Source organism: Spirosoma flavus (genome assembly GCF_054778555.1).
The window spans coordinates 1,550,789-1,577,736 of the sequence record NZ_BAAGZL010000002.1 but is presented as its reverse complement, the minus strand read 5'-3'; the positions used below and the strand labels follow the sequence as shown (position 1 = coordinate 1,577,736).

Annotated in this window: 24 protein-coding genes; 12 read left to right on the top strand and 12 right to left on the bottom strand. The window is 48.2% G+C overall.

All coding sequences use genetic code 11. The annotated features are described in order from the left end of the window. Positions 1-114: 114 nt before the first annotated feature. Together ACYVF1_RS15450 and ACYVF1_RS15445 are read right to left on the bottom strand one after the other, a co-directional pair. Positions 115-510, bottom strand: a complete 396-nt coding sequence (locus ACYVF1_RS15450) for a hypothetical protein (RefSeq protein WP_461080263.1) — start codon at positions 508-510, stop codon at positions 115-117. A 112-nt stretch (positions 511-622) separates the two neighbouring features. After that, a complete protein-coding gene (locus ACYVF1_RS15445; protein WP_461080261.1) occupies positions 623-1,645 on the bottom strand; it encodes a bile acid:sodium symporter family protein in 1,023 nt (340 codons plus the stop codon). A 292-nt stretch (positions 1,646-1,937) separates the two neighbouring features. On the opposite strand from ACYVF1_RS15445, the gene ACYVF1_RS15440 reads away from it, so the two are divergent. Both ACYVF1_RS15440 and ACYVF1_RS15435 read left to right on the top strand, forming a co-directional pair. Further along, positions 1,938-2,267, top strand: a complete 330-nt coding sequence (locus ACYVF1_RS15440) for a YegP family protein (protein WP_461080259.1) — start codon at positions 1,938-1,940, stop codon at positions 2,265-2,267. A 99-nt stretch (positions 2,268-2,366) separates the two neighbouring features. After that, a complete protein-coding gene (locus ACYVF1_RS15435; protein ID WP_461080257.1) occupies positions 2,367-3,140 on the top strand; it encodes a hypothetical protein in 774 nt (257 codons plus the stop codon). Between the two features lie 28 nt (positions 3,141-3,168). Here the strand turns inward: ACYVF1_RS15435 and ACYVF1_RS15430 are convergent, their stop codons facing one another. Next, the gene (locus ACYVF1_RS15430) at positions 3,169-3,573 is read right to left on the bottom strand and encodes a hypothetical protein (RefSeq protein ID WP_461080255.1); all 405 of its coding nucleotides are present in this window, start codon (positions 3,571-3,573) and stop codon (positions 3,169-3,171) included. A 19-nt stretch (positions 3,574-3,592) separates the two neighbouring features. Here ACYVF1_RS15430 and ACYVF1_RS15425 point away from each other — a divergent pair, with 19 nt between their 5' ends. Together ACYVF1_RS15425 and ACYVF1_RS15420 are read left to right on the top strand one after the other, a co-directional pair. Beyond that, positions 3,593-3,931, top strand: a complete 339-nt coding sequence (locus tag ACYVF1_RS15425) for a response regulator (protein ID WP_461080253.1) — start codon at positions 3,593-3,595, stop codon at positions 3,929-3,931. A 42-nt stretch (positions 3,932-3,973) separates the two neighbouring features. Continuing rightward, positions 3,974-4,447, top strand: coding sequence for a LytTR family transcriptional regulator DNA-binding domain-containing protein (locus tag ACYVF1_RS15420; RefSeq protein WP_461080251.1), 474 nt, complete (start codon positions 3,974-3,976; stop codon positions 4,445-4,447). Between the two features lie 29 nt (positions 4,448-4,476). Here ACYVF1_RS15420 and ACYVF1_RS15415 read toward each other — a convergent pair whose 3' ends face one another. After that, on the bottom strand, positions 4,477-7,839 hold the full coding sequence (locus ACYVF1_RS15415) for a methylmalonyl-CoA mutase family protein (RefSeq protein WP_461080249.1): 3,363 nt from the start codon (positions 7,837-7,839) through the stop codon (positions 4,477-4,479). Between the two features lie 103 nt (positions 7,840-7,942). Between ACYVF1_RS15415 and ACYVF1_RS15410 the strand changes: the two genes are divergently transcribed. Beyond that, positions 7,943-8,815 carry a TraB/GumN family protein gene (locus ACYVF1_RS15410; protein ID WP_461080247.1) on the top strand — a complete coding sequence of 291 codons (873 nt, stop codon included), beginning with the start codon at positions 7,943-7,945 and terminating at the stop codon, positions 8,813-8,815. Positions 8,816-8,884: 69 nt separating this feature from the next. Here the strand turns inward: ACYVF1_RS15410 and ACYVF1_RS15405 are convergent, their stop codons facing one another. Next, positions 8,885-10,111 (bottom strand): ABC transporter permease, encoded by a 1,227-nt coding sequence (locus ACYVF1_RS15405; RefSeq protein ID WP_461080245.1) that lies wholly within the window; start codon positions 10,109-10,111, stop codon positions 8,885-8,887. A 177-nt stretch (positions 10,112-10,288) separates the two neighbouring features. On the opposite strand from ACYVF1_RS15405, the gene ACYVF1_RS15400 reads away from it, so the two are divergent. The 3 genes from ACYVF1_RS15400 to ACYVF1_RS15390 all read left to right on the top strand — a co-directional run bounded on the left by ACYVF1_RS15400 (position 10,289) and on the right by ACYVF1_RS15390 (position 13,811). Next, positions 10,289-11,467, top strand: a complete 1,179-nt coding sequence (locus tag ACYVF1_RS15400; protein ID WP_461080243.1) for an exo-beta-N-acetylmuramidase NamZ family protein — start codon at positions 10,289-10,291, stop codon at positions 11,465-11,467. Between the two features lie 130 nt (positions 11,468-11,597). Continuing rightward, positions 11,598-13,130, top strand: a complete 1,533-nt coding sequence (gene guaA, locus ACYVF1_RS15395; RefSeq protein WP_461080241.1) for a glutamine-hydrolyzing GMP synthase — start codon at positions 11,598-11,600, stop codon at positions 13,128-13,130. Between the two features lie 147 nt (positions 13,131-13,277). Beyond that, the gene (locus ACYVF1_RS15390; RefSeq protein WP_461080239.1) at positions 13,278-13,811 is read left to right on the top strand and encodes a DUF2911 domain-containing protein; all 534 of its coding nucleotides are present in this window, start codon (positions 13,278-13,280) and stop codon (positions 13,809-13,811) included. A 129-nt stretch (positions 13,812-13,940) separates the two neighbouring features. Here the strand turns inward: ACYVF1_RS15390 and ACYVF1_RS15385 are convergent, their stop codons facing one another. From ACYVF1_RS15385 to ACYVF1_RS15355, 7 genes are all read right to left on the bottom strand, one after another. Further along, positions 13,941-15,548: an FAD-binding protein gene (locus ACYVF1_RS15385; protein ID WP_461080237.1), complete on the bottom strand. Its 1,608-nt coding sequence runs from the start codon at positions 15,546-15,548 to the stop codon at positions 13,941-13,943. Positions 15,549-15,572: 24 nt separating this feature from the next. Beyond that, positions 15,573-15,932 carry a hypothetical protein gene (locus ACYVF1_RS15380; RefSeq protein ID WP_461080235.1) on the bottom strand — a complete coding sequence of 120 codons (360 nt, stop codon included), beginning with the start codon at positions 15,930-15,932 and terminating at the stop codon, positions 15,573-15,575. A 155-nt stretch (positions 15,933-16,087) separates the two neighbouring features. Then, a complete protein-coding gene (locus tag ACYVF1_RS15375; protein ID WP_461080233.1) occupies positions 16,088-16,450 on the bottom strand; it encodes a YtxH domain-containing protein in 363 nt (120 codons plus the stop codon). Positions 16,451-16,760: 310 nt separating this feature from the next. Continuing rightward, on the bottom strand, positions 16,761-18,158 hold the full coding sequence (gene glmM / locus ACYVF1_RS15370) for a phosphoglucosamine mutase (protein ID WP_461080231.1): 1,398 nt from the start codon (positions 18,156-18,158) through the stop codon (positions 16,761-16,763). Positions 18,159-18,358: 200 nt separating this feature from the next. Next, a complete protein-coding gene (locus ACYVF1_RS15365; protein WP_461080229.1) occupies positions 18,359-19,189 on the bottom strand; it encodes a transglutaminase family protein in 831 nt (276 codons plus the stop codon). A gap of 91 nt (positions 19,190-19,280) precedes the next feature. Further along, complete coding sequence (locus ACYVF1_RS15360; protein WP_461080764.1) at positions 19,281-20,027, bottom strand: peptidase; 747 nt, start codon at positions 20,025-20,027, stop codon at positions 19,281-19,283. A gap of 145 nt (positions 20,028-20,172) precedes the next feature. Next, positions 20,173-22,659, bottom strand: coding sequence for a hypothetical protein (locus tag ACYVF1_RS15355; RefSeq protein WP_461080227.1), 2,487 nt, complete (start codon positions 22,657-22,659; stop codon positions 20,173-20,175). Positions 22,660-22,952: 293 nt separating this feature from the next. Between ACYVF1_RS15355 and ACYVF1_RS15350 the strand changes: the two genes are divergently transcribed. The 4 genes from ACYVF1_RS15350 to ACYVF1_RS15335 all read left to right on the top strand — a co-directional run bounded on the left by ACYVF1_RS15350 (position 22,953) and on the right by ACYVF1_RS15335 (position 26,908). Continuing rightward, positions 22,953-23,447, top strand: coding sequence for a hypothetical protein (locus tag ACYVF1_RS15350; RefSeq protein ID WP_190890380.1), 495 nt, complete (start codon positions 22,953-22,955; stop codon positions 23,445-23,447). 320 nt (positions 23,448-23,767) lie between these two features. After that, the gene (locus ACYVF1_RS15345) at positions 23,768-24,853 is read left to right on the top strand and encodes a sensor histidine kinase (RefSeq protein WP_461080225.1); all 1,086 of its coding nucleotides are present in this window, start codon (positions 23,768-23,770) and stop codon (positions 24,851-24,853) included. Between the two features lie 154 nt (positions 24,854-25,007). Beyond that, complete coding sequence (locus ACYVF1_RS15340) at positions 25,008-26,120, top strand: sensor histidine kinase (protein ID WP_461080223.1); 1,113 nt, start codon at positions 25,008-25,010, stop codon at positions 26,118-26,120. Beyond that, the gene (locus ACYVF1_RS15335) at positions 26,117-26,908 is read left to right on the top strand and encodes a LytR/AlgR family response regulator transcription factor (protein WP_461080221.1); all 792 of its coding nucleotides are present in this window, start codon (positions 26,117-26,119) and stop codon (positions 26,906-26,908) included. The genes ACYVF1_RS15340 and ACYVF1_RS15335 overlap by 4 nt, the downstream gene beginning before the upstream one ends. Positions 26,909-26,948: the final 40 nt, after the last annotated feature.

Genomic DNA, 26,948 nt, shown 5'->3' with positions numbered 1-26,948 from the left:
ATTGGGCTAATTCGAGCAAAAGTACCGGGTCCATCTAAAAAGATAATCCCCATCACAGTAATTTAACATACCGTGCTGGGGATTAACAACTAGTTGACCGAGCTCTGTGCTTACTTAGCCACGGCGACCGTAAGGGCCATTGTAGCGATTAGTAGGTTGTTGAGCGGCAAACAGACGGTCGCGTTGGGCGGATGTCAATACGGCCAGCATATCCTGACGTTTGCGAAGTTGCAGCTGACGGAATCCATCGGGCGTCATCCGCGACGTTTGCTGGATGCGGTCGTAACTGTCTTCGATTTTGTGCAGTTGTTTTTCCTGACGTTTCGACAAGCCAACGATGGCGTCGATACGGTCGATTTTCAATTCATCCTGAAACTGGTCGCGGTCGTAACGAGAGCCGCCGTATTGTGGAGGACGGTTGTCAAATGGTTTATTATAAGCGCGTTGAGCGAACGTAGCACCAGTCGATAAGGTGAAGAAAGTCAGGGCTGCAATGATTGTCGTTTTCATGATCAGATTGTGTTTTTAAGGTTATCTGATTCTTAGAGGGCAATCGACTTGCTGCGTTTAACCGACCCATAGGCGTATCTATCCGAATGCCCGAATTGAGGTGTAGAAAGACTTAAATTGGGGGTTGAATGTATTCTGCTACGTTCTGTTGCCGACGCGCCATTGCCTGCGCCAGAATGCTGGCAACAATGAGTTGAAGGGCATGGTACATCATAATAGGCAACAGCGCCACACCCGCCAGATTGCCCGGAAACAGCACATTGGCCATAACACTCCCCTGCACCAGCGATTTCTTGGAACCGCAGAATAAGGCCGTAATGCGGTCTTCACGACTGAAATTAAGGAGCCGGCTAAGCAAGGTAATCAGTCCGTAAATGAGAAAGAAAAGACCTAACATCAGGCCCGCCAGCCACAGGAGATCACTTCCCGAAATGTTCTCGAAAGCACGTCTCGTAAACGACTCGCAGAAGGAGGTGTAAACGATCAGCAGAATGGTTATCTGGTCGAAGTAACGTAGCGCCGTTTTATGTTTAGCGGCAAACCAGCCAAGTCGCTGATTCAATAATAACCCCAGCACAACGGGCACGATAACCTGAAGCGTAAGCTTGCCAATAACACCCGTTAAATCATAATTGCCGGTAGTTTCGGTTAGTAAATAACTCATCCACAAAGGGGTAATAAACACGCCAATCAGGCTGGAAATGCTGGCGTTGAAAATAGCTGCTGGCAGATTTCCGCCTGCAATAGATACCATGACCACCGACGATGAAACTGTTGACGGCAACGCTGCTACGTAGAAAATGCCCAGCCAGAGAAGATCGGTGTCAGGCGTTTGCAGGAGGGCACGTAGCGGCAGAACAACCGCCGGAAAGAGTATAAACGTGGTAAGATGAATAACCAAATGGAGCCGGTAATTCTGCAAACCCGCGCGCAACTGGCTGAAATTCAGTTTTAATCCGTAGAAGAAAAAAATCAGCGAAACGCCATAGTTCGCCAATGCCGAGAGCGATAGCGGTCCTTCCTGAATACCGGGTGCAGGCCAGACTTTAGCCAGCCCAATCATGGCCAGCAGAGCCAGAATAAACCAGTCGAGGCCAACGCGGGAGAGAAGCGTACTGAGTGATGTTTTTGCCATAGGAGCGGGTAAAGCGTTTTCAATTGGTTAAACCAACAGATAGGCCAGTTTACCTGCAAGAAGATGGTTTTTCTTGAAAAACTTCACACGCGGCTAGTTAGGCTGATACCTGACCGTTGTTTTTGCCAGTCCTGAGTTTACGTATCATGGTGCCTGGGTAACTTGTTGACTGTCAGTGAGCCGGATGTCATTCCAGGAAAGGTTTGTAAAAAGTTGGCAGCCATAAATCATCTGAAAACTTTTTGTATATTGTCTGATAAGTAACACGTATGAACCTAAATCCAAATCAAGTATGGGCAAGTTTGTAATCTCGAAAAGAAGCAATGGCGAGTTTCAGTTCAATTTGAAGGCCGATAATGGTCAGGTAATTCTTACCAGCGAAGGCTATTCCGCACGATCCGGCTGCGAAAATGGTATCGAATCCGTTCGGAAAAACGCACCGGATGACGACAACTATAATCGCAAGGAGTCATCGAACGGAAAATACTATTTCAACCTGAAAGCCGGAAACGGACAGATTATTGGTAGTAGTCAAATGTATGAAAGCGCCAGTGGGCGTGACAACGGCATTGAGTCCATAAAGCGTAACGCGCCCGACGCCAGTGTTGAAGATGACATGTAGTGACTGAATAAATTGAATTATAAAGTTGTAGGGGTGTAAAGTTGCGAATCCACGCTGGGACTGACGCTAGCTAACCCCTACAACTCTACACTTTGTCTTATGAAAAGCTTCAGTATTCAGATTCCAAAACCGTGTAGCGAGCGTTGGGACGACATGCAACCGCTCGAACGTGGGCGATTCTGTGCCGCATGCCAAAAACAGGTGGTTGATTATACAGCTCTTTCTGATACGGAATTAATGGCTGTTTTGAGTCGGGCGTCTGACCCTGGATGCGGGCGTTTTCGCAACGACCAGTTGAATCGTTTCATGGAATCTTCCGGTAAAAATTCTAGGGGCTGGCGGCACTGGGTTAGTATCCTGACGGTAGGAATTCTTGGCTGGCAGACGGTTCGCGCCCAATCGAACCCAAAAAATAGTCATTCAGAACGTACTACGTCTCCAAAAGATTTCTCCCGACCCACAGTCCCCGATATTCCGCCTATTCTAACCAGTGCAGATGTTGTTATGAACTGGACTGTTTCAGGAAAGTTTATGCAATCGGATTCGGCCGGTAACGTATCGCCCATAGCGCAAGCCTACGTAACAATCGGTGGAGCAGGAAAAACCTGGCAGTCACGAACTGATAGTACGGGTTCGTTTAGCTTAACTATTTCGGGGAAAAGACAAATTACAGAGTTCAATATATGGTGTTCTAACACGGGACGCCTTTATGCAAGAACTACTTTTACGGCATCTTCATTGAGCCCATCCGTTGCTCTGGAAGACATTATAGCGTATGTGCCAAAACACATGAAGAACATAACCGGCGGAGGCATTGCCCTTTGCCGAAAACCTTCCCGCCTGAAAGTGTGGATGCGAAAGCTGTTTCAGTAACTGCTACGTTGCTAGGTCATGCAACCAATTATTGTTTCTTAAAATCAGTGTACTGACCATTTACGGTGAGCGTGTAACTCCCCGGACCACCGCTCACACGGGGAGGATAAACCCGAATCAGGTAAGTATTTTTTGCTACGTCCTGCTTCACCAGCACAACATTTTTTGCGACACCACTTCCTGCATTGGCAATACTGCTGCCCGCACTCGTCTGTAAATCAATGTAAGACGCCACATCCGGCGATGAGATTTCAATATCCAGGGGAGACGAACTGGGTGTTGTCTGGATGGTGTAAATGTCAGTCGAGTTTTTATCCGCATAGCGCCCCGTTAAACTAGTCACCTGCGATTCGATCCGGGTCAGGTTCTGAACTTTTCCTGCTATACTCAATTGGTAGTTCCCCACACCGCCCCGAGTAAACGTGGCTGCCATAGCCGTATAGATACCTTTCTTGTTAACTTCAATCTGGTATTTATTGCGAGTAGTACCGTATAGCCTGCTAAAAAACTCCTGTCCAAAAGAGTCGTACAGGACCAGCGCTACGTCTGTTTCGTTAGAAATAATATCCACATCTGACATCAAAGAAACGCTTGAAAGAGCACGCCACAACGTAACTGGTATTGCCCGTAACTTACCCGCAGCCCTGACCTTAGTACGTATCAGCCAGCCCGATCTGATACTGGTCGACATTCATCTGGAGCATTCTCCCGAAGATGGTATCGACATTGCCCAGCGTGTGCTGACGCAGCAAACTATTCCGATCATCTACCTCACCGGTCATTCCGAATAGCTCACCATTGTCCGGGCACAGCAAACCCACCCGGCGGCTTATTTGCTGAAGCCATTTCGGCATAAAGAATTGGCGATTCAGGTTGAGCTGGCCTATTACAATTATCCGGCTACGCAGGCCAATTCGGTCGATCCGTTTTTATCGGACAGCCTATACTTGCCGGTAGAGCAGGGGAGAGGATACGTGCGCATCAAAAAAGGCGATGTACAATACCTGGCAGCCGACCGCGTATACGTCGAAATTTATCTGGTGGATGAACTCCAAAAACGCGTTTTCACGATGAATCTGGGCTATCTGGCGCAGTTTTTTACGACCACTAATTTCTATTCGCTTTCTCGCTCGCTGCTGGTCAATCTGGATTACGTAGAGCGAATCGACAAGGGGCAGTTTATGTGGCAGGCCGAAAAGCGCCGATACCGTTTCCGGAAAACAATCATAAATTGTTCCTTCAGCAGTTCGCCATCGTCAAAACACCATCTCGTCGGGAAAGTGCATCCTGATGGGTCACCTTTTTAGTACGTATCGAAGGAAGTAGTGGGGAAAGTTTACATGTTTCGTCGATACTGTCCACCAACCGCGTAAAGCGCATTCGATAATTGACCCAGCGAGCATACTTTGGCGGCTTCCATCAAACTTTCGAAAACATTTCCATGCGCCAAAGCCACCGCCTGTAAATTCGCCAGTGCTACGTTGGCTGCGGACGTGTTACGTTCCTGAAACGCCTGGCACGAACTGACTGCGTAGTGTTTTTCGTCGTCGGTTGAACGTATCACTTCGCGAGGTAACGTAGTGGGTGAACCCGCCGGATCGAGGAACGTATTGACGCCCACAATGGGTAGCTCGCCGTTATGTTTGAGCGTTTCGTAGTACATCGATTCCTCCTGGATTTTGCTACGTTGGTACATCCGTTCCATCGCGCCCAATACGCCCCCGCGCTCATTAATAGCCAGAAATTCCTGATAAACGGCTTCTTCGACAAGATCCGTTAATTCCTCTACGACAAACGAACCCTGTAACGGATTCTCGTTTTTGGTTAGACCAAATTCGCGGTTAATAATCAACTGAATCGCCATGGCGCGACGTACTGATTCTTCAGTAGGTGTGGTGATTGCTTCGTCGTAGGCGTTGGTATGCAGCGAGTTACAATTGTCATAAATGGCTAGCAGCGCCTGCAATGTAGTACGGATGTCGTTAAACGCGATTTCCTGCGCATGCAAACTCCGCCCCGATGTCTGAATATGATACTTGAGTTTCTGCGACCGGCTGTTGGCTTTGTATTTGTGTTTCATGGCCTTCGCCCAGATACGTCGGGCCACACGACCCAGCACGGCATATTCCGGGTCCATGCCGTTCGAGAAAAAGAACGACAGGTTTGGCGCAAAATCATCGACGTGCATCCCCCGACTGAGGTAGTATTCCACGAACGTAAAGCCGTTAGAAAGGGTAAATGCCAACTGCGAAATCGGATTGGCGCCCGCTTCAGCGATGTGATAACCCGAAATCGACACGGAATAGAAATTCTGCACCCGATTATCCGTAAAATACTGCTGAATATCGCCCATCATCCAAAGCGCGAATTCGGTCGAAAAGATACAGGTGTTCTGCGCCTGATCTTCCTTGAGAATATCAGCCTGCACGGTGCCGCGTACCCGTCGCAACGTATCGGTTTTGATCTGCTCATATACCTCAGGCGGCAAAACCCTATCGCCCGTTGTACCCAATAACATCAATCCTAATCCGTCATTTCCATCGGGGAGAGAGCCTTGATAGTGAGGGTTAGATACTTTAAACATCCCCGGCCCTTTGCCCTCTGTCCCCTGCTGGTGCAGCCATTTCTCGCATTGCTGGTCGATGGCTGCGTTTAAGAAAAAGGCCAGAATCATGGGTGCGGGGCCGTTAATCGTCATTGAAACCGACGTAGCAGGGTCGCAAAGGTCGAAGCCGGAATAGAGTTTCTTGGCATCGTCGAGGGTACAGATGCTGACGCCGGAGTTGCCGATTTTACCGAAAATATCGGGACGTAGCGCGGGGTCTTCGCCATACAATGTAACGGAATCGAAAGCGGTGGAAAGCCGCTTGGCGGGCAATCCTTTCGATACGTAGTGAAACCGTCGGTTGGTACGTTCAGGGCCGCCTTCGCCCGCAAACATGCGCGTAGGGTCTTCACCTTCACGCTTGAGCGGAAATACGCCAGCCGCATAGGGAAATTCGCCCGGTACGTTCTCGGTCAGCAACCAACGTAGCACGTCGCCCCAGTCATGGTATTTTGGTAGACTGACTTTCGGGATTTTCAGGTGCGACAGCGTTTCCGAATACAGCGGTTGACGGATGATTTTATCCCGGACTTTGAACTCATAAAAATCGGCTACGTAGCGTTTCTGCAAATCGGGCCACTGCTGAAGCAACCTCCGACTATCGGTATGCAATTGCGCGTCGATTTTCGCAAATATCGTCTGCAACGCTTCCTGTGTAGCTGAATCATCCGCCAGTTTCAACGTACCATCGACCTGATAAAGCTGCCGGGCTAACAAAGATTGTTCCTCCACAAACTGGTTGTATCGGCGGCTTTCCTCCACAATCTCAGCCAGATACCGCACCCGGTCGGGGGGGATGACGGAATGGAGTGAGGCTGAGTCAATCTTCTCTCTCCGCCCCGAATCTTCCGCTTCAACCCCACTATTCCAAACCCTCTGCCCTATGCCATCAAAAAGGGCGTTCATGCCAGCGTCGTTGAACTGGGAAGCGATGGTGCCAATGATGGGCAATTCGTCGTCTGCTATGTCCCAGAGGTTATGATTTCGTCGATATTGTTTCCGCACATCACGTAGCGCGTCGAGTGAGCCGCGTTTGTCAAATTTGTTGATAGCGATTACGTCGGCGAAGTCGAGCATGTCGATTTTTTCCAACTGCGTAGCGGCTCCGTATTCGGCCGTCATTACGTAGAGCGTCTTGTTGGCATGTTCGGTGATTTCCGTATCCGACTGGCCAATGCCCGACGTTTCTACGATAATTAAGTCGAACTGAGCGGCTTTGCATACGTCGATGGCATCCTGAACGTAGCGGCTCAGGGCCAGATTCGACTGCCGCGTTGCCAGCGACCGCATGTACACCCGACCCGGTGCTCCATTGGGCGCATAGATGGCATTCATGCGGATGCGGTCGCCGAGGAGTGCACCGCCGGTTTTGCGTTTCGATGGATCTACGGATATGATTGCCAGCGTTCTATCTGGATACGTCCGCAAATAACGTAGTACCAGTTCATCAACCAATGATGATTTGCCTGCACCGCCCGTTCCCGTTACACCGAGAACGGGAACGTCCTGCATAAACGGTTTCAGGGTGTCGCGATTGAATTGATCAGGATGATTTTCGGCGGTCGTAATCAGTCGGGCAATCTGACCAGGGTTTTCTTTTAAATTCTGATAATCAACCGTACTTAACGGTGTTAACTCAAAATCGCACTGACGTAGTAAATCGTCAATCATACCCTGCAGGCCCATCGCCCGGCCATCGTCGGGCGAGTAAATCCGGGCAATACCGTAAGTATGTAATTCCTCAATTTCGGCCGGAAGAATGGTGCCGCCCCCGCCCCCAAAAATCCTGATATGACCGGCTCCCCGTTCGTTGAGGAGGTCGTACATGTATTTGAAAAACTCCAGATGGCCGCCCTGATAACTCGTCACAGCAATGCCCTGCACGTCTTCCTGAATGGCACAATCAACAATTTCGGCTACTGATCGATTATGGCCAAGATGAATCACTTCGGCCCCCGACGCCTGCATCAGCCGACGCATCAGATTAATGGCCGCGTCGTGCCCGTCGAACAGCGAAGCCGCTGTAACCAGGCGAATTTTATGGGTAAAAGCCGCCGATTTTGGGGAGGTCGGCTTAGGTTGCTGTGCAATCATTCGTTTCGTAATTTCGTTAGCAAGGGTCGGCAAACCAAAGTTACGTATCAAAACGACTTATCATCTTGCCCGACACTTCCGCAGATACTTGATGAATACCTTTATGAAACGAAAAACTGCTACCAAACTCGCGCTTGCTGGTTTACTTTCTGTAAGTGCGTTGATTCCCACACAGGCTCAAGATAATACGCTGCTTTATGAAGTAACGGGCCCCGGTCTCACAAAACCATCGTATCTCTACGGTACGTTTCACCTGGTTTGCCCGGCCGATTTAAAGATTTCAGAGTCGGTGCAAAAGGCGGTAAACGATGCTCAACAGGTGTATTTAGAGCTTGATTTGGACGATCCGTCGATGATGATGGGTATGCAGAAGGCCATTGTGATGACCGATGGTAAAACCCTGAAGGACTTGCTCAAACCCGAAGATTACACCGTACTGGACAACTACCTGAAAGACAAAATGAAGATGGGTCTGGCTCAGTTCGAGCGGTTCAAACCCATTGGTCTGTTGTCGTTGATGTACACGACTGTTCTGCCTTGTCAGCCCGCATCGTACGATATGACATTTGCGCAGATGGCGGCCAAGGACAAAAAGGAAGTGCTGGGGCTGGAAACGATTGACGCTCAATTAGCCGCGCTGGACAAAATTCCGATGGAAGAACAATTGAAAGGCCTTGTCGACATGGCCAAAATGCCCGACGAAGCGAAAAAAGAATTTTCGGACCTGCTGGCGGCCTACAAAACCAACGACGTAAGCAAACTCATGGCGCTGATGAAATCCAGTAAGTTTGGCGATATCGGCGAATTTGAAGACAGCCTACTCGGTGATCGTAATGCCAATTGGGTTCCGGTAATTGAAAAAGCAGCTAAAGAAAAACCGACTTTTTTTGCCTTCGGAGCCGGCCATCTGGGCACAGACAAAGGCGTTATTAACCTGCTACGTCAGAAAGGCTATACGGTAAAAGCGGTGAAATGATGTATGAAGTATGATGTAGGGTAACAGACGTAGTGATCACCGCTATGCTTCCTATTTCATACATCATACTTACTTTTTAAACGCCAGCGCTTTCACGGGCTGAATCCGGTTAATGATGAACGTAGCGAACCACAAAATCACCGCAATCAGTAAAATAGTCGCTACGTTCAGGAATAGAATCGTCGACCAGTCCCAAACGATGGGAACGTAGTTCATGAAGTAATTTTTGGGGTCAAGGGGAATCAGCTTGAAACGATCCTGGAGAAAGTTGACGAGTATCCCAACCCCATTGCCGATCACTAGCCCCCATCCGACCATGTTCAGACCCACGGCCAGAAACATCTTACGTATCAAGGGATTAGGTCCACCAAGCGCTTTCAATAAACCAATCATTGGGGTACGTTCCATCATCAGCACCAGCAGTACCGACACCATGTTGAACGATGCTACGAAACCAATCAGACTCAGCAGAATGACCATATTTCGGTCGAGCAGAATCATCCAGTCGAACAGCGGGCGGTACTGATCCGTTACGCGGGTGAGCCGCATGTTGGGAGCCATTACGTCGAATACATTATCGGCGGTGGCGTTCAATTTCGTGAAGTCATTTACGAAAATTTCATACGTGCCAACCGAGTCAGCCCCCCAGCGATTGAGACGTTGAATCAGTCGAATATCGCCCAGTGCAATGGTTTTATCGACCTCTTCAAGACCGGTCTCGTAGATACCTACTACGTTCATCTTGCGGGCGCGGGGCGTATTACCCAAAAAATAAAGCGGTACGTTATCACCAACTTTTACCGCCAACTGATTGGCCATATATTGGCTCAGTAGCACTTGTGTTGACCCATTGCCGGTGTCGGCGCCAACCGTTGGCACGGTTCCCGCTACCAATGAGCTTCGAAACAGATTCCAGTCATAATCTTTGCCTACGCCTTTGAGAATCACGCCGGTTAACTCTGTTTCGGTTTTCAGGATGCCCGCTTTCAGAGCCACCGCCTGAATATGACGTACCCCCGGAATTTTATTGGCTTCCTTATAAAGAACCGTGTTGAGCGGCAGGGGCGATTCTTCGTAGGAGTTGTTGTTCGTGAATTTACTGACCTGTAAGTGGGCTCCGAACAGAAAAATCTTCTGTTGGATGGTGTCTTTGAAGCCATACAAAACAGCGAACGCAACAATTAGAATGCTGAGTCCGAGCGCGATACTACCGATACCAATGCGTGTAACCGTGGCCGAAAAACTGCCTTCGGGCGCATGACGAACTTTACGGGCTAAAAAAACGGGGACGTTCAAGGGAAGTTGAAAAAGTCGTTAGGCCCCGACAGGCTCCGGCTGTCGGATGTAGCTACCGAGTTAGTCGCTGGCGCGACTCCAACAGCCGGAGCCTGTCGGGGCCTAACGACTACCAACTATTTTTTTTGTTCTGGTAAAAGTAAGAGTTTTGTGAGAACGCTTATTCGTTTCTACACTATGTCTTTTCGTACTAAACTGTTTCTGACCGGGTTTTGTCTATTCGGATTTGCCTGTTTCGCGCAAACGAACTCTAAACAAGCGACCTCTATTCAGACTGGAGCCGACCAAATGGCTTTGTATCTACCCGCCTTACAGGGGAAACGGGTCGGGCTGGTCGTCAATCATACATCCATCATCGGGAAGACTCATCTGGCCGATACGTTGCTGGCGCGGGGTATTGCCGTGAAAACGATTTTCGCACCGGAACACGGTTTTCGGGGTGATGCTACGGATGGCGCGACAATAAACAATGCCCGCGATACACGTACCGGTGTTATGATTGCGTCGTTGTACGGTGATACGCGTAAGCCAACACCACAGCAGATGGATTCGCTGGATGTTATCGTGTTTGATATTCAGGACGTTGGTGCGCGCTTTTATACCTACACCAGCACTATGCACTACGTTATGGAGGCCTGCGCCGAAGCGAATAAGCCTATGATTGTACTCGACCGGCCCAATCCCAACGGTCACTACGTTGACGGCCCCGTTCTCGATCCGAAATTCAAATCATTCGTGGGACTGAATCCGATTCCGGTTGTGTATGGATTAACCATAGGCGAACTGGCCAATATGATTAACGGGGAAGGCTGGCTGGCCGGGGCCAAAACCTGTAAGCTTACGATTATTCCGCTTAAAAACTACACGCACCAGACGCCCTACGTATTGCCCGTGGCCCCGTCGCCTAACCTGCCAAATCAGCAGTCTATTTTACTCTATCCGTCGATCTGCTTTTTTGAAGGAACGGTCGTCAGCGTCGGACGGGGTACGGATAAGCAGTTTCAGGTGATTGGATCGCCCTTTACCAAATATGGCCCTTACACATTTACGCCTGTCGATAAACCGGGTGCTATAAATCCTCCCATGGAAGGTCAACTCTGTTACGGCCTTGATTTATCGAACGTAGCGGTTTCCAAAAAAGGGCTGATGCTGAATTACATATTCGATTTTATGAAACGGGCGTCGGATAAAAACAAGTTTTTCCTGGCTACCAACTACATCGACCGGCTGGCCGGAACCGATCAATTCCGGCTGCAATTGATGACTGGCGTATCGGAAGAAAAAATCCGCCAAAGCTGGCAACCCGCGCTGAACGCCTATAAGGTGAAACGGAAAAAATACCTACTGTATCCTTAAAGAGCGAAAGAGTGAATGAGTGAAAGTGCGAAAACTATCCGGCAAATCGCACTTTCACTCATTCACTCTTTCGCTCTTTAAATTTGCCGTGCCGCCAAAATGGGCTAACTTTGCATTTTAGAGACCCATCATGGCCACTGAACAGATTTTGATTCTGGATTTTGGTTCGCAGTATACTCAATTAATTGCCCGCCGGGTTCGCGAACTAGACGTCTACTGTGAAATTCATCCGTACAATCACATTCCCACAATTACGCCCGATGTAAAGGGCATCATTCTCTCAGGCAGCCCGTCATCGGTACGTGACGCTGAAGCTCCGTTCGTCAATCTGTCGGATTTCCGGCACAAACTACCTATTCTGGGTGTGTGCTACGGTGCTCAATTAATGGCCCACACCAGCGGGGGTGAGGTGCAGCCGTCGTCTATCCGTGAGTATGGTCGGGCGAAGTTAGGCACTGTCGAGTCAGCGAATCCACTTCTGAAAGGCATTGATCAGCATTCGCAGGTTTGGATGTCGCACGGTGATACGATCACCAGCATTCCTGAGAATTTCCACATTATAGCGTCTACTGATTCGGTGCGAGTGGCTGCTTTTCAAATTGAAGGCGAACCGACTTACGGGATTCAGTTTCACCCCGAAGTGACGCACTCGCTTCAGGGAAAAACGCTGCTTCATAACTTCGTCGTCGACATTTGCGGTTGCTCGCAGGATTGGACGGCGGCTTCGTTTGTCGAAACCACGGTGGCGCAATTGAAGGAGAAACTCGGCAACGACAAAGTTGTGCTGGGGCTCTCAGGTGGCGTCGATTCGTCGGTGGCGGCTATGCTTATTCACCGGGCCATTGGTAAGAACCTGTATTGCATTTTTGTTGATAATGGCGTGCTTCGGAAAGATGAATTTTCGGGCGTTCTGGAATCGTACAAAACGCTGGGCCTGAACGTAAAAGGTGTCGATTCAAAAGAACAGTTTTATACCGCTCTTACTGGTCTGACCGATCCGGAAGCCAAACGGAAAGCTATCGGTAAAACGTTCATCGACGTATTTGACCAGGAAGCGCATCTGGTTGAGGACGTAGCGTGGTTGGGTCAGGGAACGATTTATCCCGACGTGATTGAGTCAGTGTCGGTAAAAGGGCCGTCAGCTACGATCAAATCGCACCATAACGTTGGTGGCCTGCCCGACTTCATGAAGCTCAAAGTAGTGGAGCCGCTTAATACGCTATTTAAAGACGAAGTTCGGGCCGTAGGCAAAACACTCGGCCTGCCCGACGCCATTCTTGGTCGACATCCGTTTCCGGGACCGGGGCTGGCCATACGGATTCTGGGCGATATTACTCCCGAAAAAGTCGCGATACTACAACAGGTCGACGCCTTGTTCATTGACGGCCTGAAACGGGAAGGACTTTATGATAAGGTATGGCAGGCGGGTGCTATTTTGTTACCCGTGCAGTCGGTAGGCGTCATGGGCGACGAACGTACCTATGAGCGCGTAGTGGCGCTACGTGCCGTGACAAGCGTTGATGGTATGACCGCCGACTGGGCGCATTTGCCCTATGAATTCCTGGCCGACATTTCTAACGAAATCATTAACCGCGTGAAAGGTGTCAACCGGGTTGTGTACGATATATCATCGAAACCACCGGCAACTATTGAGTGGGAATAGATAACATGTAAAACGCCTGACGCTACGTAGTCGGGCGTTTTGCTTTTCTGATTGCTACGTTCACTGATTAAATAAAATACTGCTACGTTCTGGCATTTGCCACATTATTTTTACTTTAGCCGCTCATTACCAAACTCTTTATAAAAAATGAAAACAATACAAATGAATCGGACTATCGCTCTGACGTTAGTCGGCACATTAATGACCCTCATGACCTGGGCGCAGGGCGACAAAGCCAGCCGTCCCAGCCCGCCAGCCACCGCCAGCGGAAAAGTAGGTGGTGCAAACATTACCATTAATTACAGCAGCCCTTCGGTAAAAGGCCGGAACGTTTGGGACGCAAGCGGTAGTCTGGCCCCTTATGGTAAAGTGTGGCGCGCTGGCGCGAACGAAGCCACTACATTCGAAACAGACAAAGACATAAAAGTTGAAGGTAAAACACTGCCTGCGGGCAAATACGGTTTATTTGCCATTCCCGGCGAAAAAGAGTGGACTATCATTTTCAACAAAGAACCAAATCAGTGGGGCGCTTTCAAATATGATCAGTCTAAAGACGCGCTACGTGTGATGACCAAGCCAATGAAGTCTCCTCAAATGAATGAGAAACTGGCCTACAACGTAACAGGTAAAGGTGTTACGCTTATGTGGGAAAATGTGGCAGTGCCCATCATGATTCAGTAAAAGGTGAATCTATAGACGTAATGAGGTTTCTCAAAACCAAACGGGCAGCGTACGTGTCGTTCGGTTTTGAGAAACCTCATTACGTTAGATGCTTAGATCTGACGCCACGGAACACTACGTTTCGAGCTTCTAGACAATCACTCCAGCTTGGTCGAGGCCGCAGGTTTCCATGAATTCATTCGCAAAAACCGCCCTTGTTGGTGCATCCAGTAACTCCTGTCGGGCTGTGAGCCAGGCATCTACTTTGGCGTCAGTATACATTTTCCGAACGCGGTCGGCAGTGAGACCAAAATTTACTTTTCCCCAGTGCATTGTAAAAGGAATATCGAGTTCATCGAGCCGGTTCCAGGCACGTTCTATGAATTTGCGCGTCAGTTCCGATTCGATGCCGTCGAGTTCCAATACACAGGTTATTGGAAACCGGGTGAAGCCTAACGTAGCAGGTGTTTGTTTCACCCAGCGCATGGCCATAATGCCCGGGTAAGCACCACCCCGTTTGTTGTTCAGCGCAATCATTTCTTCCAGAACTTGAGGGCTGTCTTTCGCATTGAGGCCAATGGCGGCACTCGACGCTTTACCGCGAATGTTCGTATTGCCGAAAAAATCACTCATTGTTCCGACCCAGCCGTTTGTGTCCTCAATGGCTTGGGGGTATAGTGCATTTACCAGCGAAGGAACCAGTTTATTTGGCGTTAATTTATCCAGCAATGTCTGAATTAAGCCCATTGTATCGTCGCCGTACGTAAACCCCGATTTCGGTGGGGGAGGAATAGCACCGACGGGCTTGGTCAGGTGTTTATAAAGTATGCGAACAAATGGTCCTCGGGCGATATCGTTCCCCGTTACGTCGAACTGATGCGGATTGGCAATTATCTGAAAGTGATAAGGTTGTGCATCGGACGTAGCGGCTGGCAGATTCAGTGCTGTGCTGATTCCCGAAAAATCGCAGCCCGTCATTGCTTTCTTCAGGGCGCTGTTATAAGCTACACTATTCGCGCTGAATGATTTAAGCCAGAATAAATCCGTGATTTCGAGCATGATGCCGTGAATAAAGCCGAATGATCCAAAACTAACGACGGCTGCGTTGAATAAATCATCATCGAGAATGACATCTGTTACGTCGAGCAGATCAGTGAATGGCTTGCCCGCTACTGGGTAAGATGCCCGTTCCAGCCAGACATGTCGGTTCGGACCGCAAACAATGTGCAAACCAACAATGGTATCATGAACGGCCCCGAAGTCAAAAGCGGCTCCGTGCGTGCCTGTCGACGTAGCACCGGCAATGGTCTGACCGTTGCTGGCACCGGACGCACGTATTGATTTGTTACGTGCTTCCAGTAGTTGTTCCAGGATGTGAATTGTGGTGCCGCACTCCGTAAAAAACAGATTGTCAGCCGATTTGCCTGCGCTCAGATAAGCCGCAGCAACGGAACTGCTACGTATCGCGAACGTTTGCATCAGCGCATCAGTGTCGATCATTCCCCCATTTGTTACCCCCACTTTGGTGAACGACCAGTTTTTGCCAATTGCACGCAAACGAAAGTTGTTATCGATAGCATGCTGAATAAGCCACTGGAAATTTGCCGTAGTTTGGCGATACTCCGATTTGCTGTCAGGCATTCCCAGTGGAATGGTCAGTTTGAACGAGGCATTGGCGGTGAGCGGCTGCGTAAAATTCTCGTGGCGGTTGGTCAGACTACTCACTGCCAACGCCTGAATACCATTTGGAAGGCTCATAATTGGTTGTGGATGAATGGTTGGCTAAATAGAATCTGTGGGTGGTACGTAGGGCGCACAGCACCACTGCACACGTCGTTTGTTCACAATACCCAACGTAATGGTTGTGAGGACGTAGTGACCAATTGTAGATTTCACCATTACGCCGTTAAGGTGATTAAAGCGCGGGTCGCAGGGGGGCTTGATGTCAAGTGGCTGTTTGAGTCCCCAGAAATAGGCCGTCGTTACCTGGCTCGTATACGTAACGTTAGCGGGCGTATTGCAGTTAGGTTCCGTAAATACGCGCGTAGTCATACAACCAGAAAGGCTGTTAATTAGGAATACCAGAACGAGCAACTGACGCCCTGAACAGGCTGTTCGGGTACGTGAAATGGTTATAATCATGGCGGGAGGTTATGGTGTAGTTCATAATCGTTGCAAAAGTTACATGGATTGTTTATTCGTGAGCTAACTCATTGAGCGAACGGCAAGTGATAAAAAAAGGGCCGCGCTCCAAATTATGGAGCGCGGCCCTTTTTGACGAAAAGCTACTAATTGAATTAGTTGAATTTCAGTGCTTCTTCGGCGTTGTTGATACCCGTTTTAGCAGCGTCTGCCGTATTGTCTATCGTATCATTGTAAGCAGTTTTCGCTTGACTACGTTTCTGCTTATAATTTGATTCGGCATCATCGCGATACTTGTCAAAAATTTCTTCTGCCTCGTTTGAGTATTTATCTGCCTGTTTTTCGGCTTTACCGGCTAGTCGATCAATTTGTGATTTCACTTGATCAATCCCGTCTTCCCACTGCTGTTGCATATCATCGAATCCCTGCGCTAGTTTATCGCGGGTTTCCTTTCCACTTCGGGGCGCTGTTAAATAACCTATTGCTAAACCCGCTAATACTCCTCTCAAAAAGCCCATGATGCTGGTTGTTTTGAATTAGTAATGTATGAAATCTGCAGATCCTTTATAAAAAAGTATGCCATAAGTTGAGTATTGCCTTTATACAATTGGCTATCAGTTTATTAGGACTTTTTGGCTAACTAGTTACAAATGATAAAAGACTACTATCTGAGTATTTTATTCTACAAGATAGGGGCTTTGATGGGGCGTAGCAGTGAGTTGTAAAGTTGACTACCATCGCATTAACAAATTGATAAGCTCAAAAAAAACAGGCTACTTTTTTAGGGTAGCCTGAATCGAGGTTAAGGGGGAGTTTTTGCGCTGTCTGCTAGCGTTTTTCGGCAATTACTTCCCGAATGTCGCTAATGATTTTGCCAGCCAGATAATCGGCAGTGGCTAACGTATCAGATTCAGAGTAAATCCGGATAATAGGTTCTGTATTAGACTTGCGAAGATGAACCCACTCTTTGTCAAATTCAATCTTCACACCGTCGATTGTGCTAATCGGGTTGCGGGCATATTTAGTTTGAATCTGGTTCAGCACCGCATCAACGTCGATGTCGGGGGTGAGTTCAATTTTGTTTTTGGAAATGTAATAGTTTGGATAGGTGCGCCGAAGCATAGACGCTGATTTCTCAGACGTAGCAAGATGGCTCAAAAACAACGCGATACCGACTAGTGCGTCGCGCCCTTGGTGTAGTTCAGGATAAATGATGCCGCCATTACCTTCTCCGCCAATAATAGCACCTTTCTCTTTCATCATTTCCACTACGTTGACTTCGCCAACGGCCGACGCAAAGTGCTGACCGCCATAGCGTTGTGTAATGTCACGTAGTGCCACCGTACTCGACATATTCGACACTGTATTGCCTTTACCACTGTTTTTCAGTACATAATCAGCAACGGCAACAAGTGTGTATTCTTCGCCAAAAGGTGAGCCATCTTCACAGATCAGGGCCAGCCGATCTACATCTGGATCGACAACGATACCGAGATCCGCTTTGCCTTTGCCCATTTCTTTGATGATATCACGCAGGTTTTCGGGTAGTGGTTCCGGGTTGTGGGCAAAATTCCCTGTTGGTTCGCAGTGCAGTTTAGTAATTTGCTCAATTCCCAACGCTTCCAGCAACATCGGCACGGCCAGACCACCAGTTGAATTAACGGCATCGACAACAATTCGGAAATTCCGGGCGGCAATGGCGTTGCGATTGACCAATGGAAGGTCTAAAATCTGATCAATGTGTTTTTGTAACCACGTATCATCAGTGCGATACGTTCCTAATTTACGAACTTCGGCAAATTCAACTGCTTCTGAATCAGCGATTTCCAGTACGTCGGCACCATCTTGCCCTGATATAAATTCACCCGCTTCATTGAGCAGTTTGAGCGCATTCCATTGAATAGGGTTGTGGCTGGCCGTTAGAATAATACCACCGGCAGCCCCTTCACCTGGTACGGCCATTTCTACGGTTGGCGTAGTCGACAGACCCAGGTCGATGACATCCAAGCCGAGCCCCTGCAACGTAGCGGCCACTAGTTTCGAAACCATTTCACCCGACAAACGACCGTCGCGTCCAATCACAACAGTTCGGCGTTCGGTGCTACGTTGTTTCAACCATTGCCCAAAAGCAGCTGTAAATTTTACTACGTCAAGAGGAGTTAGCCCGTTTCCGCTACGTCCTCCAATCGTCCCTCTAATGCCGGAAATAGACTTAATTAAGGCCACTGTACTGGGTTAGAATATGATAGAAATTATACACTATAATTGACTGCAAAGATAGGAAATCGTCGCCAGTCGGGAGTGTGTACTACGTTGATTCCTGTAAATAACGTTAGCAACCGGCTATTTCATGCAAAGAATTTCGTCAGTGGGAAAAGAAAAAAAGGATTTAAATAAGTCGTAGACTTTCTTGATTTCTTTACGATTCAGACAAATATCAGCTCGGAGCGAAGGCTAGATTTTACCCCTCCTGTATACGAACCGCTGATGGGTGCCGCTAGCTCGGGTTTTGCAGTAGACGTCAGAAAAATGTGTCGATTAGCCACTACAGAGTTCTCCGAGGGGTCGAAGCCACGCCAGCCTGCACCTGGCAAATACACTTCGGCCCAGGCGTGAAGCTGGTGTTCCTGCTGCGGGTTGCCGAGCAGGTAGCCGCTGACAAAACGAGCTGCTATGCCTAGGCTGCGGCAGGCTGCCATAAACAGGGTAGTATAATCACGGCAGGAACCTCGGCGTTTCGTCAACGTTTTTTCAGGTGAAAAAGGAGCGCCGGTTTCCCGAATTTCATACGTAAACTCCCGGATGGTTTGATTGAGCTCCGTCAGAAAAGCAACGGTTTGCCAATCAGCTTTGGCTGCAATTTCCTGAGCCCAGCGCTTCACCTTTTCTGAAACGCCTACCCGTTTCAGATACGGGCTAAGTAACTCTTTCTCGGCTTTCAGATAATGGAATGGCATACGATGCGATTCGTATGGAAAAAAGATAAAATCCAGCGGATTAAATTCATCAGACTGCAACTGCATCTCCACCGTTACGCTGAGGTGTTTTGTTGGAGTATTGATATAAACCAGTTGCTGCACATTACTCTCTACGTCGACATTCCGAACAATTCGGTCAGGGACAGGGTCGATTACCAGCTGATAATCAAGTAGTCGCTGGTAAGGATACATGCGGGGGTAAAGGTATAGCGTTTGCGGCCCCAGTGCGACGGGAATGTCATACGTATATTCAGACTTATGCCGAACGTGGAGATTCATGGGAGAGTGATGAACGTTGAGTGATGAACGGTTCGCCGTAGCGGTTTGCTGACTTAATAATTGTTGAATGCGTCAGAAACCTTACAACTCATCACTTGATACCTTGTTTGGTTGCGCGCACTTTCTCGAAAATCGGGTCCATCCAGTAGGAGGGAAGCTTGCGCACTGAATTGCTAAGTAAGGCGCTCCATTGGTGCGACACTTCATCCATATCGTCTTTTTCAAGCCGATACTCGGTCATGTGAAAACTGTCTTTAGGATAGATGACAACGTCTAACGGGTAATCGACGTCGTTGGCGCTGACTCGGGTGGCATCGAAGGCCAGAAACCCAATTTTAAGCGCATCCTGCATGCTGGTTTCGTAGGATAGATTTCGAAAGAGCAGTGGTTTGCCATATCCTGAGTTGCCAATTATTTTGAATGGCGAGCCCTGATCGACTTCGACCCAGTTGCCTTCTGGATACAGCATAAAAAGTTTATGCTCTTCATCGTCTTCCAATTGACCTCCTACAATGGCATTCAAGTTAAAATTCAGGCCATTAGCTACAATAGACGCTTTGTCTTCCTGGGCTACCCGCTTTACCTGCTCGCCAAAAGCATTTACGGCTTTATACAATTTATTGAAAGATCGGTCCTGTTCGGTGAGTACTTCTTTAAAGTAAGTAATGGCTTTGTCACGTACCGAACGCAGCCCCGAAGTCATGACAAACAACGAGTGATTTTCAACTTCATGAACCGATATTTTCCGGTTCGACGATACTTCAGTACCAGAGGTGAGCCGTCTATCGGCGATAGCCACCAAGCCCGACGCAACCTTAATGCCTAAACAATACGTCATTCGATACAGTGGGAAATTCAGGATCATCCACGAGTCGATGCCCCGAATGGAATACGGACAAATATACAGGTTGCCCTCATTTTTGTTCGATTTCCGCCCACGATTTCTTGAAAATTGCTTTTTCGGTTCCTCACGATGAGTGATTTCATTGAGCCGGAACAACGCGTATATCGAAGCGAGCTTCATCGTCCTCGCCTTTATTTGTCCCGTTGTTTGGCGTTGAATCCGGATCAGCCTGGCTCGACGCAGTAATCTGCGCCCGATTAATTACCGAGCCGACATTGAGCGCCTTAGCTTCAAATCGGAAAATGGCTACTTTGTTAACGCCCAATTGAGCGATCGAACCCGAAACCACAGACCCGTTGACTGTCATGCCTGAAACAGAGCTGACAAATGATAATGAAGATGGTAACGTAAAGCCGACAGCTACATTGCTGGTCTGTATGCCGCCAACGTTCGTCACCGTGAGCACAAACGTAAGCGATTCTCCTACAGTTACTATACTCTTATTAGCCTGCATGGATAGACTTAAATCGGCTTTAGTTGGTGAAGCCGCAGGCTGGCTACTGATCGGATCGGGTAATGTGGGCGGATTGGGATTTGGTGACGCAAAAACTGCCGTTGCGTTAAGAGGTCTGGTACGTACTTCGGTCATGGCCATATCGTCCTGACCATCGCCTGTTCCGGTGCCGGGTTGACTATCGGGGTCACTAGTAGCCTGAAGCTGCAGTTCGGCTGCGTTGAAATACGTACCGCCTGCGTTCAGCCGTGCTACGTATCGCCGACTAACGTTACTACGTGCTGATACACCCGAAATAGTGCCAGTGACAACGCCATTGGACGCGCTTAAGCCATCGGGCGACGAAACAAACGTAACATTGTTGGGTAATCGGTTCCGAATGGTTACACTGCCAGCGTCGCAATCGCTTTCGCTACGTACTGTTAGCGTATAGGTGAGTGTATCGCCTACTGGAACAACCACACGGCTGGTATTGAGCAGCAAAGTCAAATCAGCGCCGGCCACATTAACCGATCTAGAGGCCACTGGCGACAGGCACCCATAAACAGGATTTTTCGCCTGTACACTATAGGAGCCGGGGCTGTTTACTGTAATAGACTGCGTGGTGGCACCCGTATTCCATTGATTCAGGGCCGAATAACTGGATGTTAAAGTTACTCCGGTTAGGGAGCATACCGCCGATACGCCACTAATTGTGGGCATGGCAGGCTGTACATCGTTCGGGACAGTTATAGCTGGTGGAAAATAGACCTTCTTCTGGGCGTTACGTATCCGGGCGTTGTACGTACCACTACCGACGGTAAGAGCCTGATTATTGCTTCCTGTATTCCATATATAATCCTGATAACCACCTGGCTGGGTAAGCGTAAGCAGATTGCTCGTAGCACAGGCTATATTGGCCAGAGGCTGGGTTTCGGCTGAGTAAGGCGTTATATTTTGCAGGACGCCATTCGAAATGGCGTTGGCCCAGGCATTGGCAACTTTTGCCTGTCCGGAACCGGAATAGTGTATACCATCGGGGCGATCGTCGGATGAATTGATATTATCAAGATCGGGCCCTTGAAAGGTACGGAAGCCGGACTGATTGGCAACTTGAGACTGGGCATAACGTACCTGCCCGAAAACGGCACCCGCATACGAAGAGATCGCAATAATATAAGCCAGATCGGGTTTGTTGAACTCCTGCCGGCTTTTGGAAATAACCCCGGAATAATACGTCTGGAGCGAATCGGTCGGACTGAATCGGTCGTTCTCGCCATGATGCAGGAGTACGGCCCGTATACCCGTACTGGGTACGTAGAGGTTCATCAGATTGCGGAAGTTCGCATAGGGCATCCGCAGAGAGTATTTGATAAACGGGTGAAAAAAGGCCTGATCGTAGGCCGCCTGATACGTCTGCTGCATATTGGTCCCTCCAAAACCAGCATTATAAAACAAAACCGGTACGCCAAGCTGCTGCACTAACTGATCGCCCATCTTTCCCCAGAACCAGGCAAAATGACCGAAAGGTGCCTGACCCGGGAAGGTTGGTAATTGATTGAACAGAATACCTGGCAGATAACGCGTATCGGCGGTGTTGAGGTACGTATCAAAATCAGGAGTCGACTCGTCAATTACAACCACCGATACACGGTCGTCGTTAGCTCCTACACCAATGGGACAGCGCTCATTACCGTTGCCGTCGGTGCCACAGCTACTTCCCTGTGCATTGGAGTGGCCCATAATGGCAAACACCTCCCCAATACCAAATCGATCAACGGAATCGATGCCAACAACGTTGCCATTACGCATTCCCCGCACCATGAGTTTATACCAGCCACCGTTGGCACTCATGGTTCCGTTGAACTGACCGTTGGTCGGATTGTTCTGGATAAGTGTCCAGTTAGAGGTGATGCCCTGACCCGATACGCGGGCTACTACGCGGGCTTCGATGGCATCTACAGGCTGTGAATAACTGCCCGCAATCTGGATATCTGCGGTGTTGCCGTTGTTACGCTGGATAACCATCCGGTTCACTGGATACGTAACATCGACCTGAGCTTTAGCCTGCGGAGTGTAGAAACAAACACTCATCAGGACTAAACCCATGAAATGCCTTAAAGATATGTTCATGTTGGATAAAGTCGATAAAATCTATGTGCTATAGAATTTATGTGACCAAATATACATTCCTTTCGCCGATTAAAAAATTAAATTAAATAACGGTAGAAATGGTAACATATCGGGCTCGCTTGCATGCTGTAGCGTAAAGATAAAGCAGAGCAAAAAATATGCCTGACAACGACTAGGTATGGAAAGAATTCTTGCCGCAGTGCTGATGATTTCGAAAATAAGGGTTTGTTTTTGAGAAAGGTTTGTGTTACTTTGGCAACCAGAAGATAATCAACCCCTCTGCCCATTTTGCGATGAACTTTGACGATGAAGATGACGATGACAGCTTCATGGATTGGGATGGTTTCGACGAGGATTACGATCCTGAAGAAACCCGAGCCGAGATGGAAGCTGAAAATCGACGTATTAAAAACTTACCCATTCTGCGCAAAGCCAACGAATTGATGGAACTGACACAAGCTATTGTGGAAACCATCAACAAGGAGGACGATGTGCTGATGATGCACGAGCAGATGCTGGCCAACGCCATGATGCTGGCTCCTAAAATTGTGGGCGCCGAAGGCGGTGATTTGTATACACTGCGAATGGAAAATGCGGTCATTATCAAAATGCACGCCCGCGAACTATTGGCGCAAACCTCATATTGTAAGGCTGAAAAATTAGCTACGCCTGCTTACCTAAACGTACTGCGCGATGAAATAGAACAGTTCAGGCTTTTATTTGTGGAGTGGGTGAATAACTTCGACAAAAACAACGATGCTCCCGACGACTGGGGCCTGTTTTACTGATATCGTCCTTATTTGCTGAAAGTCGCTACGAGCCTGTGCCAAACACAGGCTGTTTTTTTGTAGTCAGGTTATCTGGAGCAAACAATGCATTGATACCATTTCTATAAACATTGAGTTGCAATGCGACGATATTTTGCTAATTCAATTGCTTCTCTTCTTAAAAGAATGCTCTTTGAGTAGAACAATCGTAAACCCTCGGTGCATTTGGCGTCAATTACAATTCATCCAGTATTTTCCTCAATTCATCCGGTATATCTTGCAGTTGGCAACCGACTGGCACAGAATTTCGGGGCCGTCGGCGCTAACTTGTCCTTTACACTATGACTTCGTTATTTCTGAAGCGGCCAGCTTTTTTTTCTACGTACGAATGGTGGTATCATCTGCTGATGATGCCGGTGCTGTTTCCGCTTGGTAACTATTATTTTATCGGAGCGCGTTATTTTAACGACCCTCTGGTATTTGCTACCGGAACCGCCATTGTATTTGGTCTTTACTGGTTGTCTATCAGTGTGCTAACGATTGCGGTACGTTGGGTTATTGCCCGCTTTCCTGATGTTCGTCAGGCTTTGCCGCGCACGCTTACAATGCTGTTGTTGGTGGGCGTACTTACCGTCGTACTGGCCATTTTCGATGTCTGGATTTACAGTATTTTTCCGATTACAGGTGCTACGTTCAGCTGGGATGCCGTTCAGCCAATTTGGGTGCTGGGCCTGCTGTTCGACCTGTTTCTCTGCATTGCGCTTTCCATGTTTTATACGTATTCACAATGGAAAAATCATGTTACCGAAAATGAGCAGCTGAAACGGATGTCACTTCAGCATCAGTTCGACCGGTTGAAAGGGCAGCTAAATCCCCATTTTTTGTTCAATAGCCTCAACTCGCTTTCCTCGCTTATTAGTGAAGACCCGATGAAAGCGGAGCGTTTTGTGGATGATCTGGCTAAAGTGTATCGCTATATGCTTCAGGCGGGCAAAAATCCTATTGGGGGAAACGAACTCGTTACGTTACAGGCCGAAATGGATTTTGTTTCCGTTTATATCAATCTGCTCCGCATTCGCTACGGCGATACGTTACAGGTGGAACAACGTATCGATGCGTTGTTTCAGGGCTATCAGTTGCCGCCACTCAGCGTACAGATTCTTATCGACAATGCAATTAAACACAATGTAATGTTGGCTGAACGACCATTAATTATTAGTATCCACACGACTGCATTTGGGCAATTACGGATTGAAAATAACCTGCAACGGAAAAATCTACGGGTGGAAACCCGCCAGTCGGAACTGTCGAATATAACGGTCAAATATCAACTTTTGACCGAGGAACCGGTAGCGATTCAGGAAACACCAACCCGATTTGTTATTACGTTGCCATTATTTCCGGCACCAATCGTCAAACGATCTTAAACAACTCAGTTATGATTTTATGCAGAAAAAACCTCGTTAAATGCATTTCGGTCAGGATTCAGGTGTAGGCTTCAGGGTTTATGTGTTATTTGGTAGTACGTTCGGCTCCGGTCGTCGGGGCCTGCCAGGGCCGAAAAAGATTTGATAACGTAGCATGAATAAATTTATAGCCATAGTAAACAATCAGTTGCCCCGTATCGGGCTGGGTTCACTTCGAACTCAGACGCTGTGGCACTTTTTGCTGTTGTTTCCGTGGTTTATTCCCCTCATTACGTACTGGGCTATCGGGCCGGTGTATATCGAAAGCTTCCAGACATTTATTACCGCAACGACGCTCAATCTCACCATCGCTGCTACGTGCCTCATTACGCTTGATTTACTGACTCAGGCCATCATTCGCCGGTACCCGAACTACGGACAGACCTGGCCGCGCGTAAGTCGCCTGCTGCTGATATTTATGTTAGTGACACCGCTGTTTATTTTTGGTACGTTGTTCTGCTACGACCATTTTCAGTTGTTCGATTATGCGTTTAATACGTCGAATATTGGCCTGATTTTGACTGTTAACGTTGGCGCGAATCTACTGTCTGTGGGCATCGATGAAACAACGTATTCACTGGGGAAATGGCGCGAAAATGCCATTGAACGCGAACAACTGAAGAAAGTGAATTTGCAGAGCCAGCTGGCTAGTCTGAAAAGTCAGGTAAATCCTCACTTTCTGTTTAACAGTCTGAATTCGCTTTCGTCGCTTATTGCCGACGAGCCTGAACAGGCCGAGCTGTTTGTGGATGAAATGTCGAAAGTATATCGGTATCTGCTTCAGACCAACGAAAGTGAACTCACTACGTTATCGACCGAGCTATCGTTTATTGACTCGTATTATCACCTGCTCAAGACCCGCTACCGGGCCGGCATTCGACTCGAAGTTAATATCCCTGCCAATTATCAATCTTATCTGCTGCCCCCGCTGACTTTGCAGATGCTGGTCGAGAATGCCGTAAAACACAACGTAATCAGCGCCAGTAAACCTCTGACGCTCGAAATTTGGGCCATTCCCGATGCGTATTCTCCGGCCCAGCATCCAGGCCAATTGATTGTTCGAAATAATCTACAGCGAAAAAACGGAACGGGCGTTTTGTCGAACCATGTTGGCTTAAGCAACATTGCCGCCAAGTATCAGTTGCTGGCCAAAACGGAGCCATCAGTACGTGACGACGACGGCTACTTTACAGTTATTTTACCATTATTAATGCCACTTAAAGCATGAATGTTCTCATTATTGAAGACGAAGACCTGGCCGTTCGCAAGTTGCGTAAATTAGTCAATGAAGTAGACCCCTCGCTATCGATTGAGGGCGTTACGGCCAGTATCGAAGAATCGGTCAACTGGTTGCAGACAAACCCTACACCCAGTCTGATTTTCATGGATATTGAACTGGCCGATGGGCAGAGTTTCGAGATTTTTGAACAGGTCGAAGTAAAAAGCACGGTTATTTTCACGACTTCCTACGACGAATACGCGTTGCAGGCCTTTAAAGTCAACAGCATTGATTACCTGCTGAAACCCATTCAGAAAGAAGATCTGCAACGTAGTCTGAAGAAATTTTACGATTTACGGAATAGCGCGCCGTCCGAAGATGCTGCTACGTCGGGAGGCCAGTCGCTGAATCTGGACAAGTTACTTCGTGAGCTGCAACTTCAGAATCAGCCCAAAGATTACCGTAAACGGTTTCTGGTACGTCAGGGACAACGGTTACTGTCGGTCGAAACGGGCGAGATAGCGTATTTTTATACCGATGAGCGATTTAGCTTTTTTCGGACGCATACCAATCAGAAATTTCTGGTCGATTATACCCTCGATGAACTGGCCGAAGCCCTAGATCCAGACCAGTTTTATCGGATCAATCGTGGAATGCTGGTGACCCATAAAGCCGTTGACCAGATGCAGCCGTATTTCGGTAATCGTCTGGCACTTACGCTACGTCCGGTGTTCGATAAAGAAGCGATTGTCAGCCGCGAAAAGTTGAGTGAATTTAAAAAATGGATGGGTAAATAAATGGCGGATAAACCGATTCATACATAAAGGGGTCTACGTC

Coding starts and splice junctions, on each gene's coding strand:
- ACYVF1_RS15375 (WP_461080233.1), bottom strand. CDS start 16,450: ATGGGCTTTTTGAGAGGAGTATTAGCGGGTTTAGCAATAGGTTATTTA.
- ACYVF1_RS15365 (WP_461080229.1), bottom strand. CDS start 19,189: ATGAATCTCCACGTTCGGCATAAGTCTGAATATACGTATGACATTCCC.
- ACYVF1_RS15385 (WP_461080237.1), bottom strand. CDS start 15,548: ATGAGCCTTCCAAATGGTATTCAGGCGTTGGCAGTGAGTAGTCTGACC.
- ACYVF1_RS15445 (WP_461080261.1), bottom strand. CDS start 1,645: ATGGCAAAAACATCACTCAGTACGCTTCTCTCCCGCGTTGGCCTCGAC.
- ACYVF1_RS15435 (WP_461080257.1), top strand. CDS start 2,367: ATGAAAAGCTTCAGTATTCAGATTCCAAAACCGTGTAGCGAGCGTTGG.
- guaA (WP_461080241.1), top strand. CDS start 11,598: ATGGCCACTGAACAGATTTTGATTCTGGATTTTGGTTCGCAGTATACT.
- ACYVF1_RS15380 (WP_461080235.1), bottom strand. CDS start 15,932: ATGATTATAACCATTTCACGTACCCGAACAGCCTGTTCAGGGCGTCAG.
- ACYVF1_RS15350 (WP_190890380.1), top strand. CDS start 22,953: ATGAACTTTGACGATGAAGATGACGATGACAGCTTCATGGATTGGGAT.
- ACYVF1_RS15440 (WP_461080259.1), top strand. CDS start 1,938: ATGGGCAAGTTTGTAATCTCGAAAAGAAGCAATGGCGAGTTTCAGTTC.
- ACYVF1_RS15430 (WP_461080255.1), bottom strand. CDS start 3,573: ATGGCAGCCACGTTTACTCGGGGCGGTGTGGGGAACTACCAATTGAGT.
- ACYVF1_RS15340 (WP_461080223.1), top strand. CDS start 25,008: ATGAATAAATTTATAGCCATAGTAAACAATCAGTTGCCCCGTATCGGG.
- ACYVF1_RS15450 (WP_461080263.1), bottom strand. CDS start 510: ATGAAAACGACAATCATTGCAGCCCTGACTTTCTTCACCTTATCGACT.
- ACYVF1_RS15400 (WP_461080243.1), top strand. CDS start 10,289: ATGTCTTTTCGTACTAAACTGTTTCTGACCGGGTTTTGTCTATTCGGA.
- ACYVF1_RS15355 (WP_461080227.1), bottom strand. CDS start 22,659: ATGAACATATCTTTAAGGCATTTCATGGGTTTAGTCCTGATGAGTGTT.
- ACYVF1_RS15410 (WP_461080247.1), top strand. CDS start 7,943: ATGAAACGAAAAACTGCTACCAAACTCGCGCTTGCTGGTTTACTTTCT.
- ACYVF1_RS15415 (WP_461080249.1), bottom strand. CDS start 7,839: ATGATTGCACAGCAACCTAAGCCGACCTCCCCAAAATCGGCGGCTTTT.
- ACYVF1_RS15360 (WP_461080764.1), bottom strand. CDS start 20,027: ATGACGTATTGTTTAGGCATTAAGGTTGCGTCGGGCTTGGTGGCTATC.
- ACYVF1_RS15390 (WP_461080239.1), top strand. CDS start 13,278: ATGAAAACAATACAAATGAATCGGACTATCGCTCTGACGTTAGTCGGC.
- ACYVF1_RS15335 (WP_461080221.1), top strand. CDS start 26,117: ATGAATGTTCTCATTATTGAAGACGAAGACCTGGCCGTTCGCAAGTTG.
- ACYVF1_RS15345 (WP_461080225.1), top strand. CDS start 23,768: ATGACTTCGTTATTTCTGAAGCGGCCAGCTTTTTTTTCTACGTACGAA.